Origin of the sequence: Streptomyces sp. NBC_01283, from assembly GCF_041435335.1 — a bacterium.
Taxonomy (GTDB): domain Bacteria; phylum Actinomycetota; class Actinomycetes; order Streptomycetales; family Streptomycetaceae; genus Streptomyces.
In genome coordinates, this window is the sequence record NZ_CP108430.1 from 3377361 (window position 1) to 3396023 (window position 18663).

The 18663-nt window shown below is 70.4% G+C and carries 19 protein-coding genes; 7 read left to right on the plus strand and 12 right to left on the minus strand.

The genetic code is table 11. The features are described 5' to 3' along the window. Positions 1 to 149 precede the first annotated feature (149 nt). Complete coding sequence (locus tag OG302_RS15240; RefSeq protein WP_371527301.1) at positions 150 to 1166, plus strand: helix-turn-helix domain-containing protein; 1017 nt, start codon at positions 150 to 152, stop codon at positions 1164 to 1166. On the opposite strand, the gene OG302_RS15245 is transcribed toward OG302_RS15240, so the two are convergent. The 10 genes from OG302_RS15245 to OG302_RS15290 form a co-directional block, all read right to left on the minus strand. Continuing rightward, the gene (locus OG302_RS15245; protein WP_371527302.1) at positions 1120 to 2469 is read right to left on the minus strand and encodes a cytochrome P450; all 1350 of its coding nucleotides are present in this window, start codon (positions 2467 to 2469) and stop codon (positions 1120 to 1122) included. The two genes, OG302_RS15240 and OG302_RS15245, sit on opposite strands and share 47 nt — an antisense overlap. Further along, the gene (cyc1, locus tag OG302_RS15250) at positions 2466 to 3587 is read right to left on the minus strand and encodes an epi-isozizaene synthase (protein ID WP_371527303.1); all 1122 of its coding nucleotides are present in this window, start codon (positions 3585 to 3587) and stop codon (positions 2466 to 2468) included. Before cyc1 ends, OG302_RS15245 begins: the two co-directional genes overlap by 4 nt. A 305-nt stretch (positions 3588 to 3892) precedes the next feature. After that, complete coding sequence (gene def, locus OG302_RS15255; protein ID WP_371527304.1) at positions 3893 to 4543, minus strand: peptide deformylase; 651 nt, start codon at positions 4541 to 4543, stop codon at positions 3893 to 3895. A gap of 64 nt (positions 4544 to 4607) precedes the next feature. Then, the gene (locus tag OG302_RS15260) at positions 4608 to 5588 is read right to left on the minus strand and encodes a hypothetical protein (RefSeq protein WP_351163657.1); all 981 of its coding nucleotides are present in this window, start codon (positions 5586 to 5588) and stop codon (positions 4608 to 4610) included. A 103-nt stretch (positions 5589 to 5691) separates the two neighbouring features. Further along, a complete protein-coding gene (locus OG302_RS15265) occupies positions 5692 to 6996 on the minus strand; it encodes an HD-GYP domain-containing protein (RefSeq protein ID WP_371527305.1) in 1305 nt (434 codons plus the stop codon). After that, positions 6993 to 8342 (minus strand): HD-GYP domain-containing protein, encoded by a 1350-nt coding sequence (locus OG302_RS15270; RefSeq protein ID WP_371527306.1) that lies wholly within the window; start codon positions 8340 to 8342, stop codon positions 6993 to 6995. Before OG302_RS15270 ends, OG302_RS15265 begins: the two co-directional genes overlap by 4 nt. A gap of 184 nt (positions 8343 to 8526) precedes the next feature. Further along, positions 8527 to 8871 (minus strand): mycothiol system anti-sigma-R factor, encoded by a 345-nt coding sequence (gene rsrA / locus OG302_RS15275; RefSeq protein ID WP_361833411.1) that lies wholly within the window; start codon positions 8869 to 8871, stop codon positions 8527 to 8529. Next, entirely contained in the window at positions 8868 to 9548 is a 681-nt protein-coding gene (locus OG302_RS15280) for a sigma-70 family RNA polymerase sigma factor (protein WP_361833409.1), read from the minus strand. Before OG302_RS15280 ends, rsrA begins: the two co-directional genes overlap by 4 nt. Positions 9549 to 9769: 221 nt before the next feature. Then, positions 9770 to 10435, minus strand: a complete 666-nt coding sequence (locus OG302_RS15285) for an alpha/beta family hydrolase (RefSeq protein ID WP_371527307.1) — start codon at positions 10433 to 10435, stop codon at positions 9770 to 9772. Position 10436: 1 nt separating this feature from the next. Next, positions 10437 to 11252 (minus strand): SOS response-associated peptidase, encoded by an 816-nt coding sequence (locus OG302_RS15290; RefSeq protein WP_361833405.1) that lies wholly within the window; start codon positions 11250 to 11252, stop codon positions 10437 to 10439. 61 nt (positions 11253 to 11313) lie between these two features. On the opposite strand from OG302_RS15290, the gene OG302_RS15295 reads away from it, so the two are divergent. The 4 genes from OG302_RS15295 (at position 11314) to OG302_RS15310 (ending at position 14861) form a co-directional block, all read left to right on the plus strand. Beyond that, positions 11314 to 12036 carry a M50 family metallopeptidase gene (locus tag OG302_RS15295; RefSeq protein WP_371750126.1) on the plus strand — a complete coding sequence of 241 codons (723 nt, stop codon included), beginning with the start codon at positions 11314 to 11316 and terminating at the stop codon, positions 12034 to 12036. Between the two features lie 44 nt (positions 12037 to 12080). Further along, positions 12081 to 13397 (plus strand): 3-phosphoshikimate 1-carboxyvinyltransferase, encoded by a 1317-nt coding sequence (gene aroA, locus OG302_RS15300; protein ID WP_371527308.1) that lies wholly within the window; start codon positions 12081 to 12083, stop codon positions 13395 to 13397. 17 nt (positions 13398 to 13414) lie between these two features. Then, positions 13415 to 14428 carry a ribosome small subunit-dependent GTPase A gene (gene rsgA / locus OG302_RS15305; RefSeq protein WP_361833399.1) on the plus strand — a complete coding sequence of 338 codons (1014 nt, stop codon included), beginning with the start codon at positions 13415 to 13417 and terminating at the stop codon, positions 14426 to 14428. Between the two features lie 109 nt (positions 14429 to 14537). Then, entirely contained in the window at positions 14538 to 14861 is a 324-nt protein-coding gene (locus tag OG302_RS15310) for a multidrug efflux SMR transporter (RefSeq protein ID WP_361833397.1), read from the plus strand. Positions 14862 to 14927: 66 nt separating this feature from the next. On the opposite strand, the gene OG302_RS15315 is transcribed toward OG302_RS15310, so the two are convergent. Then, positions 14928 to 15533 (minus strand): TetR/AcrR family transcriptional regulator, encoded by a 606-nt coding sequence (locus OG302_RS15315; RefSeq protein ID WP_371527309.1) that lies wholly within the window; start codon positions 15531 to 15533, stop codon positions 14928 to 14930. A gap of 163 nt (positions 15534 to 15696) precedes the next feature. Between OG302_RS15315 and hisN the strand changes: the two genes are divergently transcribed. Both hisN and OG302_RS15325 read left to right on the plus strand, forming a co-directional pair. Next, positions 15697 to 16497 carry a histidinol-phosphatase gene (gene hisN, locus OG302_RS15320; protein WP_361833393.1) on the plus strand — a complete coding sequence of 267 codons (801 nt, stop codon included), beginning with the start codon at positions 15697 to 15699 and terminating at the stop codon, positions 16495 to 16497. A 146-nt stretch (positions 16498 to 16643) separates the two neighbouring features. Further along, positions 16644 to 17045: a cyclic nucleotide-binding/CBS domain-containing protein gene (locus tag OG302_RS15325; RefSeq protein ID WP_371527310.1), complete on the plus strand. Its 402-nt coding sequence runs from the start codon at positions 16644 to 16646 to the stop codon at positions 17043 to 17045. Positions 17046 to 17136: 91 nt separating this feature from the next. Here the strand turns inward: OG302_RS15325 and OG302_RS15330 are convergent, their stop codons facing one another. Next, a complete protein-coding gene (locus OG302_RS15330) occupies positions 17137 to 18606 on the minus strand; it encodes a catalase (protein ID WP_371527311.1) in 1470 nt (489 codons plus the stop codon). Positions 18607 to 18663: the final 57 nt, after the last annotated feature.

The window sequence follows — 18663 nt, forward strand, 5'->3', positions numbered from 1 at the left end:
GCGGCCAGCAGGAGGAGGACGGTCAGGACGGTCGCGTAATCGGTGATTGCGTTCATGTCCTCACTGTCCTGCGGGCCGGACGGAAGCGTCAGTGGCAGGACTGCCACACAGCATCGACTTACTGCCAACCCTGCGGCAGACTGGCAGGCATGCTGAGGACCGGCGCTCTGAAGAACGTGGCCGTCGTGCTGCTCGACGGCGTGAATCCCTTCGAACTCGGCGTTGTCTGCGAGGTGTTCGGCCTCGATCGCAGCGACGAGGACCTGCCCGTGTACGACTTCGCGGTGGTCGCCGCGGAGAGCGGGCCGCTGCGCAACCACGCCGGGTTCACGATCTCCACCCCGTACGGCCTCGACCGGCTCGAAGAGGCCGATCTCATCGCTGTTCCGGCAGGTCAGTCGTTCGTGGACCGCGACTTCCCGGAGGAGCTGCTCGACGCCCTGCGCCGCGCGGTGGACCGCGGGGCGCGCGTCCTCTCGGTCTGCTCCGGCGTCTTCGTGCTCGGCGCGGCGGGCCTGCTCGAGGGCCGCCGCTGCGCCGTGCACTGGCGGCATGCCACGGAGCTCGCGGTGCGCCATCCACGCGCCGAGGTCGAGCCCGACGTCCTGTACGTCGACGAGGGCCCGGTCATCACGTCGGCGGGCACCGCGGCCGGGATCGACGCCTGTCTGCACATCGTGCGCCAGGAGCACGGCACCGAGGTCGCCAACGCCATCGCCCGGCGCATGGTCGTGCCGCCCCATCGCGACGGCGGCCAGGCCCAGTTCGTGGAGCGTCCGCTGCCGCGCACGGCGTGCGACACCGTGGGCGGGGTGCTGGCCTGGATGGAGCGCCATCTGGACGCGGACATCACCATCGAGCAGCTCGCCGACCGCGCCCACATGTCGCCGCGCACCTTCGCGCGCCGTTTCCAGCAGGAGACGGGCACCACGCCCTACCGCTGGCTCCTGCGCCAACGCGTGCTCCTGGCACAGGAGTTGCTGGAAGGCTCGGACGAGACAGTGGAGGCGATCGCCGGGCGTGCCGGTTTCGGCAACGCGGCGGCGATGCGCCACCAGTTCCTGCGGGCGCTCGGCACCACGCCGAACGCCTACCGCCGCACCTTCCGCGGACCGGCCGTCAGCGCCTCTCGGCCCGGAGAACGGCCCTCTTCGGCTGTAGCGTGATGCCGATCCTCGCGTCGGCGTCGGTCTCCGCGACCGGCGTCAGGTGCCACTTCGGGGCCACCGTCGCCAGGATGATGGCGAGTTCCGCCAGGCTGAAATGGTCTCCCGGGCACTTGCGGTTACCGGTGCCGAACGGCATCATCGCGAACTCCGGTACGTCACCCGCGCGTTCGGGATTCCAGCGGTCCGGGTCGAACTCCAGGTGCTGCTCGAAGGAACGCGGATCGCGTTGCATCGCGTAGACGCTGTAGACGATGTCGGCCCCGGCCGGAATGCGGTAGCCACCCAGGTTGGTTTCTCCCACCGACCTGCGGGTGAATATCCAGGCGGCCGGTTGTATGCGCATGGCCTCGGTGACGACATTCCGTGTGTGCGGAAGGTCGCCGAGGTCGGCGAATGTGATCTCCCGGTCCGGCGCGACGGCATTTACTTCTTCAACCAATCGCCTTTCCTGCTCGGGGTGTTCGGCCAGCAGGTGGAACGTCCACGCCAAGGTCGACGCGATATTCTCGGCGCCCGCCACGACAAGCGAGATCACATGGTCGTGAACCTCCTGATCGCTGAGCGGCTGCCCTGATTCATCGTGCGCCCGCAGCATTTCGGCCAACAGATCGTCCTGGCCATCGCCCGCCGCCCTGCCTTCGGCGATGATCTCGTCGACCAGGGTGTGCAGATCGGCCAGCGCGCTCTGGAAGCGGCGGTTCCCCTGGGTCGGCACGCGGTACAGCGGCCCGACCGAGAGGACCATCCTGCGGTAGAGCCCCTCGAAGACGGTGTGCAGTGATTCGGCGATGCGGTCCGCCTTCTCACTGATCGCGTCGACCTCAAGGAGCGAGCGGGACACGATGCGCACGGCGGTGCGGAACATCTCCGCGTTGATGTCGACCGTGTCGCCCGGCCGCCACCGCGCGGCCGTCATACGGGCCTCCTCCTCCATCACCGTGGCGTAGCCGGCGATCCGCTCGGGCCTGAACGCGGGCTGCATCATGCGCCGCTGCCGCCGGTGGGTCTTGCCGTTGCTGGTTGCCACGCCCTTGCCGAGGAGCACCTCCAGGGTCTCCCAGAGCGGCCCTCCGACGATGTAGTCGGGGCTCCGCAGCAGCTGCCCGACCAGCTCCGGGTCGCAGACCGCGTACGCCGTCTTGGGTCCCAGCCTGATGCGTACGAGATCACCATGGTCCCGTAGCGCGGCGAGGAAGCCGAGGGGGTCGCGCACCAGGTTCCAGGCGTGGCCGATGAGCGGGGCACCGCCGCTGACGAGCGGTGGAGTCATTGTCGCGGGTATGGCGGATTCGACGCTCATTCCTCACCTACCAATTCAGTTTCGGCCAAGTCGCTGATTGCCGCGTCGCTCACATACGGAGGAATGGACCGGTCGTCCCAGGAGTCCACCCGATAGCGGCCGGATTCGTGATGGAACCAGTACACGGAAGAGAACCAGTTCCGCATGTTGGCGATGCACGATTCCACCGCGTCCGCGAGTTCCCTGCCCTGCGCACTCCCGTCGGCCAATTGCTCGGCGAGACGGATCACTTCCTTTTCCGCGACGAGGAAATCCGAAATGCATCGGGTCACTCGCCGGTGGACCTCGGCCACGGCTTCTTCGAGGGAAAGCCCCTCGTGCTGGATGAGACTGATCCCGAGATTGTGCAGTTCATCTCCCGCGAGTTCTTTGGGGAGTGAACACAGGTCGTTGTACCAGGCGGAGAAATCCTGGGTGGCGAGCGCCGCCCGCCGGTATGCGGGATGCTTCCGCACCGCCGTCGGCAGCTCGTGGCGCGCCGTAGGCTCCAGCAGGTCGATCCACGTCCAGTGGGCGAACGTCAGCCTGCGCAGCTCGATGTAGGCCTCGACCGTCGGGACCGTGCCGGTCCTGCGGTTCCTGAACTCCAGGTCGTACGCCTCGATCACGCTGTGGAAATGCCGGGCGAACCGGGCGTTCCAGCTGGCCCCGAGGTACGAGTACAGCCGTAGGACGCAGTCCGCGAACCCCGCGACCAGAGGGTCACGGTGGCGCAGTTGTTGCCGGGGGGACCGGAGCGTCTCGTGGAGCCCGCGGCACAGTCTGCGCCACTGCGCCGCCCTGCCGTGCACCGAGTCGCGGTCGTGCCGGTCGTCCCACGCGAAGAACCAACTGCTGAGGTCGGCTATCGCGCTGAGCAACTCGTCGGGGGCGCCAATGTAGTAGCCGGCCACCAGGTCCGTGTAGCAGAGGCTGTCCGCGTACCGCTCCACCTTGTCCGCGGGCATGAGGCGCATTTCGCGCAGCCACGTCCTGGACTTCTCCTGGAGCTGCGGCCAATACGGATGCAGTCGGCGAGGAAACTCCGACTCGATCACCGGAAGTACCAACGCCGGTGGCACAGATACCGCCCGTGCATGTGTCTGTGTCGGTGAAATGCCATGTGAATATGCAGGCACGGACAAACCCCTCTCAGCCGCGTGAGGACGTACGCCCCTCCCGCCGTACCGGGCGCGCGCCGTTGTGTATCCCCGCGCTTTCCATTCAGCACCACAACTGACCGTTCAGGGAACAGATTTGCGCCATTCACTACCCCCCAGTGCCGAGAAAATCCCTGTACGTGACTGATTCTGGATCATCACACGCCTGTTTCGATCGCACAGCTGACCGGTTCCGGCCGGTTCATGCGAACGGCCCCTGGACGGGAAGGAGTTCCCGACCAGGGGCCGCAGGTGACTCGCGGGGCGCGCGAGTGAGGAGTCGACTAGGCGTTCGGCACCACGGGGTAGCGCGGAGTGCCTTCCTCCATCTGCCGCAGCGCGTCCTTGCGGTCGCGCTTGGAGAGGCGGTCGATGTAGAGGTAGCCGTACAGGTGGTCCGTCTCGTGCTGGAGGCAGCGGGAGAAGTAGCCGGTGCCCCGCACCTTGACGGGGTTGCCCTTCTCGTCCTGCCCGGTGACCTCGGCGTAGTCCGGGCGGGCCAGGTCGGCGTAGGCCGTCGGCACGGAGAGGCAGCCCTCGCCCGCCTCGTCCAGACGGCGCCTGTCGGCGGGGAGCTCGCGCACCACGGGGTTGCAGACCACGCCGACGTGGCGCACGCCCTCGTCGTCCATGCAGTCGTAGACGAAGACCTTCAGGTCGACGCCGATCTGGTTGGCCGCGAGGCCCACGCCCTGGGCGGTCCGCTGGCTGGCGAACATGTCGTCGACGAGCTTCGCGAGCTCGTCGTCGAAGGCGGTGACGTCCTTGCACTCCTTGTGCAGCACAGGGTTGCCGACGACCGTGATGGGCCGGGACGTGCCGCGCTCGCGGTAGGCCGTCTCACGCTCCTCGCAGTCCTCGGTGTCGATGACGAAGCCCTCGTCGTCGACGGGGAGCACCCCGTCCGAGTACTGCTGCTCAGTGTCCTGCGCCATTGTCCGACGTACGCCTTCCTGGGAACCCACAAGAGATGGTGCCGGTACAGCCTACGGCCAGGAGTCAGCAGACCTCTTCCAGATCCCGCCAGTCACGGGAGTCCGGGCTGTCCGCGACCCAGCCGTCGAGCAGCCCGCGCACCAGGGCGGCGGGCGCCGCGATGCCGCACTCGCGCTCGGGCACCCACAGGGCGCCGGGGCTGCGGTGGCCGAGCGGTCCGGGGTGACCCGGTTCGCTGTGGTCGTGCGGGTCCAGGTGCTCGCCGTCGCCCTCGTCGCTCGGCATGCGGCTCTCGGAGCACATGCGGCAGAGCAGCCGTACGGACGACGACCAGTCCTCGGCGGCGAAGCCCGCGTCCGCCGCGAGCTTCTCCAGGGCGTCACGGTCGTCCTCGGTGGCGGCCTCCAGAAGGACCACCCAGGTCGGGACGGGTGAGGGAGCCCACAGCTCGATTTCGTCGAAGACGGGATACGAGTCCCCCGCCCCCGTCGTCCGCTCGCCGTGCGGAACGCCGTCGTGCAGCACGACCTCGCCCCAGCGCCGCCCGGAGGAGGGCAGCGGGATGGAGAGCACCTCGATCCGGGCGGGGTCGAGCCTGCGCCCCCACACGACCTCGGCCTCGCCCTCGGGCGAAAGCCGCACGGCCGCGCTGCCCAGGTCCATACCGGTGGGCTCCCCGGAGGCGGCCACGCCACCGGGCACCTTCAGGCCGTACGCCTGCCAGGCGCGCCGGGCCAGCGGCCAGTCCTGGAGGGCGGTGGCGGCGATCCCCACGTTCCACCAGTCGGGGGCGCCCGCCGACCGGTCGAGCAGCGCGACGGCCCGCAGGCCCGCGGCGCGCGCCTGCTCCCAGTCGTGCCGGAACTTGTGGAGCAGCGCGAGGTTGAACCAGGACTCCGAGAGCCACGGCTCGAGATCCGCCGCGCGGGTAAGGAGTGCGCCCGCGTCCTCGTACCGCCCGTCGCCGATCAGCGTGAAGGCGCGGTCGGTGGCCTGCCGCCATGAGGCGGAGGGCCGGTGCCGTCCCTTGCCGAAGATCCTCACGATTCCCGCCTGCCGGTTACTGAGTTCTTGAGTTCCGCTGTGCCCTGAGGGCCCTCTTGGCATCCAACCACGTACGGTCGGACGGCCGCTCATTACCCATGGGTTACCCAACCGGGGGCAAGCTATGACCGCCCCGTGCAAGCACCCGGGCCAGGGCTTCCACCACGTCGGGCTGATAGTCGCGGCCCGTGCCCAGACGGAGCCGCTCCAGGGCGTTGAGAGGGCCTCCGGGACCTTCTCCCCGCGCCATCTCGTCGTACGCGTTGGCGGCTCGCACGATACGGGCGGTGAGCGGCTGGTCGCGGTACGGGTCGGCCTGCCGCTCCACGACCACGGCGACGTCGCCGTTCACCCCCGTCTGACGCACCACGGCGCCCCCGAGCAGGGCGATCCGCCGCTGTTCCGCGTCCGGCAGGGCGGCGGTGGCGCCCGCGGGCACCGGGTCGACGAGGGAGAGCTGCCCGATGTCGTGCATCAGCGCCGCGTGCTCCAGGACGGCGAGGTCCGGCGCGGAGAGCCCCAGCTCACGCCCGACGGCCCGGCTGAGGGCGGCCACGCGGCGTGCGTGGCCCTGCGGGGTGTACCCGGCGATCTCGGTGGACCGGGCGAGCGAGGTGATGGTCTGCCGGTAGGTGGTCCGCACCGCGGCGTACCGCCCGAACGACAGCTGGGTCAGGAGCAGCGGCAGACTGAACACCGGCAGCGCCCAGAGCCCCGCCACGGCCACCGCGAGCGCCATGACGGCCCCCGTCGCGCACACGGCGGACCCGATGCCGAGCATGGCCCGCAGCTCGTCTCTCAGGATGGGTCCGAAGGGGATGGGGGTACCTCCCATGCCTTTGAGGCTATGGGGGAGGGTCCTGGCGTGCGCCATGCCGGCGGCGAGCACGGCGTCGCAGAGGGCGGTCAGGACGAGCAGCGCGGCGATGACGGCGGCGAAGCCGGGCCCCTGCCCCACCCACTCCTCCAACTTGCCCGCGTTGTAGAGCGGTTGGAAGCAGGCGGCGGCGAATCCCACGGTGAGCACGCGCCGCGCCACATGGTCGAGGGCGGGCCCCTTGCCGAGCGCCACATGCGGCACCGCCCCGACGAGCGCGGCGGCCACGACCACGGCGATCACCTGGAGCACGCCGTGGTGCGTGGTGCGCCCGCCGACCTCCCCCAGCAGCGCGTACGCGAGCGCCCCCGCGGCCCCGAGCGGCGCGGGCTCCCGGTCGCTCCCCCCGCTGCCCCACCGGGCAAGCTCCCCCACGGCGACGAGCCCCCCGAAGGCGAGCGCGATCCCTCCTTCGGCGATGCCGTGCCAGAGGGTCCAGCCGAGGCCGAGCAGGGTGAGCAGCCCCGCGGAGCCGTACACGAGGACCGTCACCGCTGCGGGCAGGCGTTCCGCACGGCGGGCGGCCCTCACCGCGGCGCCGTCCCCTGGGCGGCGGGAACTCCGGGCTCTCCCTGGCGTGCCGTCGGCACCTCGCCCGTGTCCGACGTGACCGCGGGGTGCCACCCGTGCCGGTCGAGGGCCCGCCGCAGGGCGGTGACCATGACGGGGTCGAACTGCGACCCCGCGCACCGGGACAGCTCGGCCACGGCGGCCTCGACGGGCCTGCCCCGCCGGTAGGACCGCGTGGACGTCATGGCGTCGAAGGCGTCCGCGACGGCCACCACCCGGGCGAACTCCGGGATCTGCTGCCCCACGAGCCCGTAGGGGTATCCGCTCCCGTCGATCCGCTCGTGGTGGTGGAGGATCGCCGCCCGCGCCTCGCCGAGGAAGCCGATCCCGCGCACCATCTCGTGGCCGTACTCGGGATGCAGCTCGATGACCCGCCGCTCCTCGGGGGTCAGCGGGCCGTCCTTGCGCAGCAGCCTGGTCGGCACGCCGAGCTTGCCGACGTCGTGCAGGATCCCGGCGAACCGCAGGCTCTCCACCCGCTCGTCCGCCATCCCCAGCTCCCGCGCGATCAGCACGGAGGCCTGTCCCACGCGCTCGCTGTGCCCACGGGTGTACCGGTCCTTGATGTCGACGGCCTGGACGAGCGCCCGGATGGTGGCCTGGTGGGCGGCGCGCTCGCGGTGGTACTGCGCGAAGACCCAGCAGGAGACCCCCATCGGGAGCAGCACGAGGAGCGCGGCGAGCGGCCCGTACGGACTGCGCCACAGCACCGCCATCATCAGTCCGGCGAGACCGTGCACCGCGACCGGCGCGAACGACCGCAGGAAGAGCCCCCGCCACGCTTTGCGCACCGGCACCCGTTCCGCGGTGGCCAGGATGCCGCCGTCCAGGACGGTCAGCACGGCGGAGAAGGCGAGGACGGCAGCTCCCGCGGGCGCGAGCGCGTACGGAAAGTCGGGCGCGGCCACGGCCTCGTGCCCGCCGAGCGCTCCGTACGCCCACGCCGAGACCCAGGCGGCCAGGGCGAGTTGGGCCGCGCGCCAGACCCTGCGCACCCACCGGGGGCTTCGCTCGACGCGGGCGAGCAGCGCCCCCGGCACCGCGACGAGCGCGGCGGCGGCGGGCGGCAGCAGGAAGACGGCGGCGAGCAGTACGGGGAAGAAGGTGCCGAGGCCGTTGAGGTGGGCGCCCGCGCGGCGGCCGATGATCCGGCAGCGGGTGATCTGCTCGCACCCGGCGTAGAGCACGGCGAGCAGCGCGAGCGCGGCCCAGGGCGTGCGCGCGGTCAGCGCGGGCGCGGCGCAGGCGGCGCCGGCCAGGGCGGCGCACAGGATGTAGGCGCGCGCCCATGGAGCGATGGACCGCATGGCGCTGCCTCCTCCCCCGTGACCGTCCCCAGGGACCACGTTCCAAGGTCCGGAGACTAGAACGGCTGCCCCGTGCTGAGCGCCCCTCTGGCGGAAATTGGCACCGTACGAGTGACGGTGAACAGAAAAAAGCAGGCCGTGACGGTCTCCCGTCACGGCCTGCTCACACTCAACTACCGCACGTTCAGGCTTCCTTGGCCCGCAGCCCCTTGGCGGGCACACCGCCGTCGGCGGTCACCGTCTCCACCGTCACGTCGTGATCGGGCACGGCCTCGCCCGACCGGATCAGATCGATGCGGCCCATGACCTTGGCGCGCAGGTCGACGGGGACGTCGTCCTGGCCGCAGCAGCGCTTCACCAGCTTCTTGACCGCCTGCTCAAGGCCGTACTTCTCCAGGCAGGGAGAGCACTCCTCGAAATGTGTCTCGAACTTGGTGCAGTCGCTGTCCGGCATCTCGTGGTCCAGGAACTCGTACAGATGGTCCAGGACTTCACTGCAATCCGTCTCGTGCGGCTCTCCGCAGCTCATGAGCCTGAGCCTTTCGCTTCGTTCGACGACTCTGACGCGGCGCCGGCGGGGACGAGGCCGCGGTCACGGGCGTAGTCCTCGAGCATGCCGCGCAGTTGGCGACGGCCGCGGTGCAACCGGGACATCACCGTACCGATGGGTGTCCCCATAATGTCCGCGATCTCCTTGTACGCAAAGCCCTCGACGTCGGCGAGATAGACGGCGATGCGGAATTCCTCGGGGATCGCCTGCAGCGCCGACTTCACGTCGGAGTCGGGCAGGTGATCGAGCGCCTGCGACTCGGCCGAGCGCAGACCGGTGGACATGTGCGACTCGGCACGCGCGAGCTGCCAGTCCTCGATCTCCTCGGCGGCGCTGCGCTGGGGCTCGCGCTGCTTCTTGCGGTACGAGTTGATGAACGTGTTGGTGAGGATGCGGTACAGCCACGCCTTGAGGTTGGTGCCCTCACGGAACTGGTGGAACGACGCGTACGCCTTGGCGTAGGTCTCCTGCACCAGGTCCTCCGCGTCCGCCGGGTTGCGCGTCATGCGCAGCGCCGCCGAGTACATCTGGTCGAGGAAGCCCAAGGCGTCCCGCTCGAAGCGGGCCGTGCGCTCCGCCGACGTCTCAGCGCCTCCGTCGGGTCGCTCCGCCTGGCCGTTCTCGGCCCCTGCGTCGGTCCCAGTGACCGGACCCACCTCCTCCAAAGACGTGGTGAGACCGAAAGCAGTCCCACTCGAATCGGAGGATAGACGACGATCCGGTCCCGCCGCCGCTCGAATAGGAGCGGTCTTGGGCGCGCTCAGCACCGTCCACTCCAGGTCAGGGGCGCTGGAGCGAGCCGGGCAGATGGTCGAACCCATGCGGCTGACTTCCTCTCGTACCAACAGCGTTTAGCTTCTGTTCGGCACAACAGAGGTCATGCACCCAACATTCCCGCCCACCGCGTGACGCCATCCGTGACGATCGTCATGGCTTCGGCCTCCCCGATGGGGGCGCGTTTGGGAATAGCGAAGCCGTGATCGCCGTGGGGAACTTCCACGAGCTCGTACGTCCCCGCGGGGAACTCGGCGGGCTTCCCGAAGGGGTCGTTGCCGCCCTGCACGACGAGGGTCGGCACCCCGGCGCCGAGGAGCTCGTCCGCGCGGGACTTCTCCGGCTTGCCCGGCGGGTGCAGCGGGAAGCTGAGGGCGAGCACGGCGGCGGCGCCCAGCTCGGTGGCAGTACGGCAGGCGACGCGGGCTCCTGCGCTGCGGCCGCCCGCGATCACCGGGAGGCCCGGCTTCGTCAGCGCGGGCCACAGGCCGCGCCATCCCACATCCAGCGTCTTGGGCGCGGGCGCCAGCTTCTTGCCCGCGACGCGCCAGGGCTGCTCCACGAGGGCGACGGTGACGCCGTGCGCGGGCAGGGCGGCGGCGATGGCCCACAGGTCGCGCGCCTCGATGCCGCCGCCCGCACCGTGGCTCACGGCGAGCACCAGGCGGGCCTTGTTCTTGGGGGCGGGGTGCCAGGTGATGCGCGCCTCACCTGCGTCGGTCCCGACGATCTCGCTCTTGGTCACGTGCTGAGTCGCATCAGAGGTCACATCAGAAGAGTGTGCCCTCCTCGGGCCCCTCCAGCTCCTTCAGCAGCTCCGGCCCGTTGTTGCGTACGTTGCTGACCGCCGTCGACACCGGGTAGGCCCGCATCAGGCCGGGCGGGGGCGGCTCCAGGAGGGGGCGCAGGTCCTCGACGTCCGTGCGCGAGGGGTCGAGCCAGGCGTCCCAGCGGTCCGGCGTCAGCATCAGGGGCATCCGCGGGTGGATCTCCGCCAGCGTGTGCGGGCCCTCCTTGGGCGGAACCGCGAGGGGCGAAGTCTCCGCCTCCGTCGTGATCACCGTGCACGTCACCCACCAGGCCAGGGGGTGCTCGTCCGGGAGCGTCTTGTCGCGCCAGAACTCGTAGAGCCCCGCCATCGCGAAGACCGAGCCGTCGGCGGGCGTCACGAAGTACGGCTGCTTGCGGGGCCGCTTCTTCTTGCCCTCGACCTCCAGATCGCGCTCGCCGGAGCCGGTCACCCACTCGTAATAGCCGTCGGCCGGGATGACGCAGCGGCGGGAGGAGAAGGCACGGCGGTACGAGGGCTTCTCGTGCACGGTCTCCGCGCGGGCGTTGATCATCCGGGCGCCGCCCTCGGGCGTCTTCGACCAGGACGGCACGAGCCCCCACTTGAGCGTGCGGAGCTGGCGAACCGGCCGGGGGTCTTCCGCGTCTTTCACAGGACGGTCGAGGACCGCGTAGACCTCCTTCGTGGGAGCCACGTTGAAATCGGGGGCGAGCGCCTCCTCCGGCTCCCACTTCTCGATCTCAAAGACTCCCGCGAGATCCTCGGGCCTACGACTCGATGCATACCGTCCGCACATACGTGCCAGACTGCCAGACCCCGTACGACCAGAGGAGCCGGTCCAGACAATGGCCCACGCAATGGAAAGCACCGCGAACGCCAGCCTGACCGACCTCTGGGACCGGGTCTTCGGCACGCAGGCCGCCCCCGACGAGTGGCTGGTGATCATCACCGGTCTCGTGGCGCTCGCCGTCGTCGTGCCGCACGGCGTCTGGCGCGTGGCCCGCAACGCCATCACCATCGCGCACGAGGGCGGCCACGGCCTGGTCGCCCTCCTGACCGGCCGCCGCCTCGACGGCATCCGGCTGCACTCCGACACCAGCGGCCTCACCGTCTCCCGCGGCAAGCCGACCGGCCTCGGCATGATCCTGACCGCGGCATCGGGCTACACCGCGCCGCCCCTGCTCGGCCTCGGCGGGGCCGCGCTGCTGGCCGCCGACCACATCACGGCGTTCCTGTGGCTCGCCACGGCGCTGCTCATCGTGATGCTCGTCATGATCCGGAACGCGTACGGCGCCCTCACGGTGGTCATCACCGGCGGCACCTTCCTGCTCGTCTCCTGGCTGACCAGCTCGCAGGTCCAGGCGGCGTTCGCGTACGCGGTGGTGTGGTTCCTGCTCCTGGGTGGCGTACGTCCCGCCTTCGAGCTGCAGTCCAAGCGCAGGCGCGGTGGCGCGGGCGACTCGGACGCCGACCAGCTCTCCCGGCTCACGCACGTTCCCGCCGGAATGTGGCTCTTCCTCTTCCACGCCGTCTCACTGTGCTCACTGATAGGCGGCGGTCGCTGGCTGCTCGGCCTCTGAGCAGCACCGACTGCGCCATTACCGTGAGCCACTAAAGTGTGGGCATGACCGTTAACCCCGCGCACAGCACCCTCTGGCCAGCCCCGCACGCGAGCGGAGCCGTCGCCGCGACGGTCCATGTGCCCGGGTCCAAATCGGTCACCAACCGCGGCCTCGTCCTGGCCGCCCTCGCCGCCGAGCCCGGCTGGCTGCGCCGCCCGCTGCGCTCCCGCGACACCCTTCTGATGGCGGGCGCCCTGCGCGCACTGGGCGTCGGCATCGAGGAAGGCGTGGGCCCGGACGGTTCCGGTGAGGCCTGGCGGGTCATCCCCTCCGGCCTGCACGGCCCCGCCACGGTCGACGTCGGCAACGCCGGCACGGTCATGCGCTTCCTGCCCCCGGTCGCCGCCCTCGCCGACGGCCCGATCCGCTTCGACGGCGACCCCCGTTCGTACGAGCGTCCGCTGAACGGCGTGATCGACGCCCTGCGCGCGCTCGGCGCCCGTATCGACGACGACGGCCGCGGCGCGCTGCCGCTGACCGTGCACGGCGGCGGCGCCCTCGACGGCGGCCCGGTCGAGATCGACGCCTCCTCGTCCTCCCAGTTCGTGAGCGCCCTGCTGCTCTCGGGCCCGCGCTTCAACCAGGGCGTCGAGGTGCGGCACACCGGCTCCGCGCTGCCCTCCATGCCGCACATCCGGATGACCGTCGACATGCTCCGCGCCGTCGGCGCCCAGGTGGACACCCCGGAGTCGGGCGGCGAGCCGAACGTGTGGCGGGTCACCCCCGGCGCCCTGCTCGGCCGCGATCTGACCGTGGAGCCCGACCTCTCCAACGCCCAGCCGTTCCTGGCCGCCGCCCTGGTCACCGGCGGCACCGTGACCGTCCCCGACTGGCCCGCGCACACCACGCAGCCCGGCGACCGGCTGCGGGAGATCTTCACCGAGATGGGCGGTTCCTGCGAACTGACCGGGCAGGGCCTGGTGTTCACCGGCTCCGGCTCGATCCACGGCCTCGATGTGGACCTGAGCGAGGTCGGCGAGCTGACCCCCGGCATCGCGGCCGTCGCCGCCCTCGCCGACTCCCCCTCGACCCTGCGCGGCGTCGCCCACCTGCGGCTGCACGAGACGGACCGCCTGGCGGCCCTCACCAAGGAGATCAACGAACTCGGCGGCGACGTCACCGAGACCGCTGACGGCCTGCACATCCGGCCGCGCCGCCTGCACGGCGGGATCTTCCACACGTACGACGACCACCGCATGGCCACCGCGGGCGCCATCATCGGCCTGGCGGTGGAGGGCGTGCAGATCGAGAACGTCGCGACGACGGCGAAGACGCTGCCCGACTTCCCCGATCTCTGGACCGGAATGCTCGGGAACTGACGGGCGGATCCCAGAACATGCGCCGTTACGGAAAGAACCCCGACGAGGACGACATCCGCGTCCGCCCCAACCGCAAGGGCAACCGCCCGCGCACGCACATCAGGCCCAAGCACGAGGACGCGTCGGACGGCATGGTCCTCACCGTCGACCGGGGCCGCCTGACCGTCCTGGTCGGCGACCAGGTCGTGATGGCCATGAAGGCCCGCGAACTGGGCCGCAAGGCTGCCGTGGTGGGCGACCGCGTCTCGCTCGTCGGGGATCTCTCCGGCAAGAAGGACACCCTCGCGCGCATCGTGCGCATCTCGCCGCGTACATCGGTACTGCGGCGCACGGCCGACGACGACGACCCCTACGAGCGGGTGGTCGTCGCCAACGCCGACCAGCTGGCCATCGTCACCGCCCTCGCCGATCCGGAGCCGCGCACGCGCTTGATCGACCGCTGCATCGTGGCGGCGTACGACGGCGGTCTCACGCCGCTTCTCGTCCTGACCAAGTCCGACCTGGCGTCCGCGGACAAGATCCTGGAGACCTACTCCACCCTCGACATGCCCTATGTCGTCACCAGCCGCGAGGAGTTCACCGACGACGCGGAGCTCACCCGGGTGCGCGAGGTGCTCGACGGCAAGGTCACCGCGTTCGTCGGCCACTCCGGTGTGGGCAAGACGACGCTGGTCAACGCCCTGGTCCCGGAGGACCGCCGACGCATCACCGGGCACGTCAACGCCGTCACGGGCCGCGGCCGCCACACCACCACGTCGGCGCTCGCGCTCCCCCTGGCGGGCTCTCCCGGGGGGTGGCTGGTCGACACGCCCGGCGTGCGGTCCTTCGGCCTGCACCACGTCGACCCGTCCCGCGTCATCCTCGCCTTCCCCGACCTGGTGCCGGGGACCGAGGGCTGTCCGCGCGCGTGCAGCCACGACGAGGCGGACTGCGCGCTCGACGCCTGGGTGGCGGAGGGGCACGCGGATCCCGCGCGGCTCTACTCGCTGCGCAGGCTCCTCTCGACCCGTGAGCGACGCGACGACGACTGACCTGGCCGTTGTTTGCTCCCCAGGCGCGGCGGCAAAGGCATAATCGCACCAGGCCTGATCCAAGCCAGGCGAAGCGGTCACCGGACGTACGGTTGCGGGAGGCAGAGACATGGCGTGGCTGCTGGTCATCGTCGCGGGGTTCCTGGAGACAGGCTTCGCGGTCTGTCTGAAACTCTCGCACGGCTTCACCCGGCTCTGGCCGACCATCACCTTCGCGGCCTTCGCCCTGGGCAGCTTCGGTCTGCTCACGCTCGCCCTGCGCAAGCTCGACGTGGGTCCGGCGTACGCGGTCTGGACGGGCATCGGCGCCGCGGGCACCGCGATCTACGGAATGATCTTCCTCGGCGACGTGGTGTCCACGCTCAAGCTCGTCTCGATCTCGTTCGTGATCATCGGCGTCATCGGCCTGCAGCTCTCGGGCTCCGCCCACTGACCCGCACGCCGAGCGGCCTCCTCAGGCGTCTCGGGTGCCTGGGGCTTCTCGGGTGCCTGGGGCGTCTCAGGTGTTGATCCAGCGCCCCAGGGTCCCGCGCACCAGCTCCACGGGGTCCACGCCGGTGGGCGAGGGCGCGACGACGTAGGACAGCGCCATCCGCACGGCACTCTCGCAGGCCATGGCCAGCTCCTCCGTGTCCTTCGGCCGGGCCCTGCCGTCCAGCGCGTTCACCGCCTTGTCCCGGACCACGGCGAGCAGTTCGGCGGGCGACGGAACACCCGCGTCCGCGCGCCGCTGTGCCGGTACGGGCGATGCGGAGACCCCGGGCCTGCTCGGCGCGGGCAGGCGTTCGCTCCAGCAGCCGGTGAGCATGGCCCGGGTGAGGTCGTTCCCGCGGGCGGCGGCGATCGTCCACGCGCTCACGGCGGCGAGCCGGTCCACCGGTCCGCCCTCCACGGCCAACGCCCGCTCCACACCGTGCAGATACGCGTCGGTCTCGCGCCTGAGCAGGGCGCGCGCGAGGCCGTCCTTGCTGCCGAACTCGTTGTAGAGGGTCTGCCGGGACACCCCGGCGGTGGCCGCGACATCGACCATGCGGACACCTGGCCATGGTCGGCGGGCGAGTGCCGTGCCGGCCGCGTCAAGTAAGGAATCCCGTGCCGCAGGCATCGTCGCCTCCCGGGGGCCGAAGCGGCTCTGCGGCCAGAGTTGACGTGCTCGGGAGCGGTGTCAATAGCCCCGGCGCGAGGTGGCACGGTATGCGTCATGTCCCGGAATGGCCCGGACATCGGGCGCTGTGGCTCAGGCACAACGAGATCGATACTGTTCACTCATGCCCGACTACCACGATGATCTGCGTCTTGCCCATGTCCTCGCGGACGCCGCCGACGCCGCGACGATGGACCGGTTCAAGGCCCTCGACCTCAAGGTCGAGACCAAGCCGGACATGACGCCGGTGAGCGAGGCGGACAAAACGGCCGAGGAGCTCATCCGGTCGAACCTGAAGCGGGGCAGGCCGCGGGACGCGATCCTCGGCGAGGAGTTCGGCGTCGAGGGCACGGGCCCCCGCCGATGGGTGATCGACCCGATCGACGGCACCAAGAACTACGTGCGCGGGGTGCCGGTCTGGGCCACGCTGATCTCGCTGATGGAGGCGGGCGAGGGCGGCTTCCAGCCGGTGGTGGGCGTCGTGTCGGCGCCCGCGCTCGGCCGCCGCTGGTGGGCGGCGAAGGGTGCCGGTGCCTACACCGGGCGCAGCCTGACCTCCGCGACCCGGCTCAAGGCCTCCAAGGTCTCGCGGCTCCAGGACGCCTCCTTCGCGTACTCCTCGCTCACGGGCTGGGAGGAGCAGGGCCGCCTCGACGGGTTCATGGATCTCACGCGCGCGGTCTGGCGCACCCGTGGCTACGGCGACTTCTGGCCGTACATGATGGTCGCCGAGGGCTCCATCGACATCTGCGCGGAGCCCGAGCTCTCGCTCTGGGACATGGCGGCGACCGCGATCATCGTGACCGAGGCGGGCGGCACCTTCACCGGCCTCGACGGCGCTCCCGGCCCGCACAGCGGCAACGCGGCGGCGTCGAACGGTCTGCTCCACGACGAGCTCCTGGGATACCTCAACCAGCGCTACTGAGGCGCACGTCCCACGCGTACACGCCCCGAACCGGAAGCACGCGCCCCCTTGTTGACTGCGGACATCGCTGCGACTCTGAGAGTTCCCCCACTTGTGAACTTGTGAATCGCTTCTCTTGCGGTCCACTCAGGAGGTGGCTCAAGCCCATGCTCGTCCGCGACGCCATGAGCACGGTGGTCCTCACCATCGGTCCCGCCCACACACTGCGCCAGGCGGCCCGTCTGATGTCGGCGCGCCGCGTCGGCGCGGCCGTCGTCCTCGACTCCGACACCTGCGGCCTGGGAATACTGACCGAACGCGACGTCCTGATCTCACTGGGACTCGGCCAGAACCCGGACACCGAGACCGCCGGCACCCACACCACGACCGATGTCGTCTTCGCCACCCCGTCATGGACCCTGGAGGATGCGGCCGACGCCATGTCGCACGGCGGCTTCCGGCACCTGATCGTGCTGGACGGGAACGAACCGACCGGCATCGTCTCGGTCCGCGACATCATCCGCTGCTGGGCCCCCAGCAGGCGCCACGCGACGGCTCTCACGGTCTGAGCGCCGTCCGGCCCGAGCACCGTCCGGAACGGCGGGCGGGCCGGACCCCCGAAGGGATCCGGCCCGCCTTTCCTCCCTGCGACAAGCGATCTCAGCCGCGAAGGGCCTGGACCGCGGCCTCGAGGCGCTTGCCGAAGTCACCGTCCGCCTGACGGAAGTTGTTGATCGCGCGCTCGGCGATGTCGTCGCGCGAGACGCCCGCGATGTTGCCCGCGAGGTTCTCGATCAGACGGCTCTTCTCGTCCTCGGACATCTTGCGGTAGAGGTTGCCCGCCTGCACGAAGTCGTTGTCCTCGGCGTGCGACGGGGCCTCGTGGTTGCCGGTGCCACCGCTGACCGGGGTGGTCACCCAGAGCGGCCGGTCCGTCTGGAACGGGCCGCCGAAGGAGTTCGGCTCGTAGTTCTTCGCACCCTTGTGGCGGCCGTCGTACAGCGCGCCGTCACGGGAGTTGGTGCGCGCCTCGGTGGCGTGCGGGCGGTTCACCGGCAGGTGGTCGGCGTTGATGCCGACGCGGTAGCGGTGGGCGTCGCCGTACGCGAAGAGGCGGCCCTGGAGCATCTTGTCCGGGGAGGGACCGATGCCCGGCACGAAGTGGGCGGGGCTGAAGATGGACTGCTCGACCTCGGCGAAGATGTTCTCCGGGTTGCGGTTGAGCTCCAGCTTGCCGATCTCGATCGGCGGGTAGTCCTCGTGCGGCCACACCTTGGTGAGGTCGAAGGGGTTGAAGCGGTACGTCGACGCGTCGGCCGCGGGCATGATCTGCACCTGCACGGTCCAGGACGGGAACTCGCCGCGCTCGATGGCCTCGCGCAGGTCGCGCTGGTGGGAGTCCGGGTCCTCACCGGCGAGGACGGCCGCGTCGGCCGCCGTCAGGTTCTTGATCCCCTGGTCGGTCTTGAAGTGGTACTTGACCCAGAAGACCTCGCCGGCCTCGTTGTTCCACTGGTACGTGTGCGAGCCGTACCCGTTCATGTGGCGCAGCGTCGCCGGGATGCCGCGGTCACCGAAGAGCCAGGTGACCTGGTGCGTCGACTCGGGGCTCAGGCCCCAGAAGTCCCACACGTTGTCGGCTTCCTGCGAGCCCGTGTACGGGTCGCGCTTCTGCGTGTGGATGAAGTCGGGGAACTTGATGGCGTCCTTGATGAAGAAGACGGGGGTGTTGTTCCCGACCAGGTCGTAGTTCCCCTCCTCCGTGTAGAACTTCAGCGCGAAGCCACGGGGGTCGCGCACGGCGTCGGCGGAGCCGAGGTTGCCGGCCACGGTGGAGAAGCGGAGGAAGGTCTCCGTCTGCTTGCCGACCTCGGAGAGGAACTTCGCACGCGTCCACTGCGAGACGTCGCGGGTCAGCGTGAACGTGCCGTACGCACCGGCGCCACGCGCGTGGACGATGCGCTCCGGGATGCGCTCGCGGTTGAAGTGCGCGAGCTTCTCGAGCAGCGCCTGGTCCTGAACCAGGACCGGGCCGCCGACACCAGCGGTCTCACTGTTCTGGTTGTCGGCGACCGGCGCGCCGGCCTCCGTGGTGAGCGGTCCCTGCGTCACGTGCGCCTCCTGCGTCATTTCCTGCAAGTCCTGTCCCTGTGGCGTAGGCCGATTCCCTTGGCGTCTGCCGAACTC

Coding starts and splice junctions, on each gene's coding strand:
- OG302_RS15325 (WP_371527310.1), top strand. CDS start 16,644: ATGCTCGTCCGCGACGCCATGAGCACGGTGGTCCTCACCATCGGTCCC.
- OG302_RS15330 (WP_371527311.1), bottom strand. CDS start 18,606: ATGACGCAGGAGGCGCACGTGACGCAGGGACCGCTCACCACGGAGGCC.
- OG302_RS15270 (WP_371527306.1), bottom strand. CDS start 8,342: ATGCGGTCCATCGCTCCATGGGCGCGCGCCTACATCCTGTGCGCCGCC.
- def (WP_371527304.1), bottom strand. CDS start 4,543: ATGGCGCAGGACACTGAGCAGCAGTACTCGGACGGGGTGCTCCCCGTC.
- OG302_RS15315 (WP_371527309.1), bottom strand. CDS start 15,533: ATGCCTGCGGCACGGGATTCCTTACTTGACGCGGCCGGCACGGCACTC.
- OG302_RS15245 (WP_371527302.1), bottom strand. CDS start 2,469: ATGAGCGTCGAATCCGCCATACCCGCGACAATGACTCCACCGCTCGTC.
- OG302_RS15295 (WP_371750126.1), top strand. CDS start 11,314: ATGGAAAGCACCGCGAACGCCAGCCTGACCGACCTCTGGGACCGGGTC.
- rsrA (WP_361833411.1), bottom strand. CDS start 8,871: ATGAGCTGCGGAGAGCCGCACGAGACGGATTGCAGTGAAGTCCTGGAC.
- OG302_RS15290 (WP_361833405.1), bottom strand. CDS start 11,252: ATGTGCGGACGGTATGCATCGAGTCGTAGGCCCGAGGATCTCGCGGGA.
- OG302_RS15240 (WP_371527301.1), top strand. CDS start 150: ATGCTGAGGACCGGCGCTCTGAAGAACGTGGCCGTCGTGCTGCTCGAC.
- aroA (WP_371527308.1), top strand. CDS start 12,081: ATGACCGTTAACCCCGCGCACAGCACCCTCTGGCCAGCCCCGCACGCG.
- rsgA (WP_361833399.1), top strand. CDS start 13,415: ATGCGCCGTTACGGAAAGAACCCCGACGAGGACGACATCCGCGTCCGC.
- OG302_RS15310 (WP_361833397.1), top strand. CDS start 14,538: ATGGCGTGGCTGCTGGTCATCGTCGCGGGGTTCCTGGAGACAGGCTTC.
- hisN (WP_361833393.1), top strand. CDS start 15,697: ATGCCCGACTACCACGATGATCTGCGTCTTGCCCATGTCCTCGCGGAC.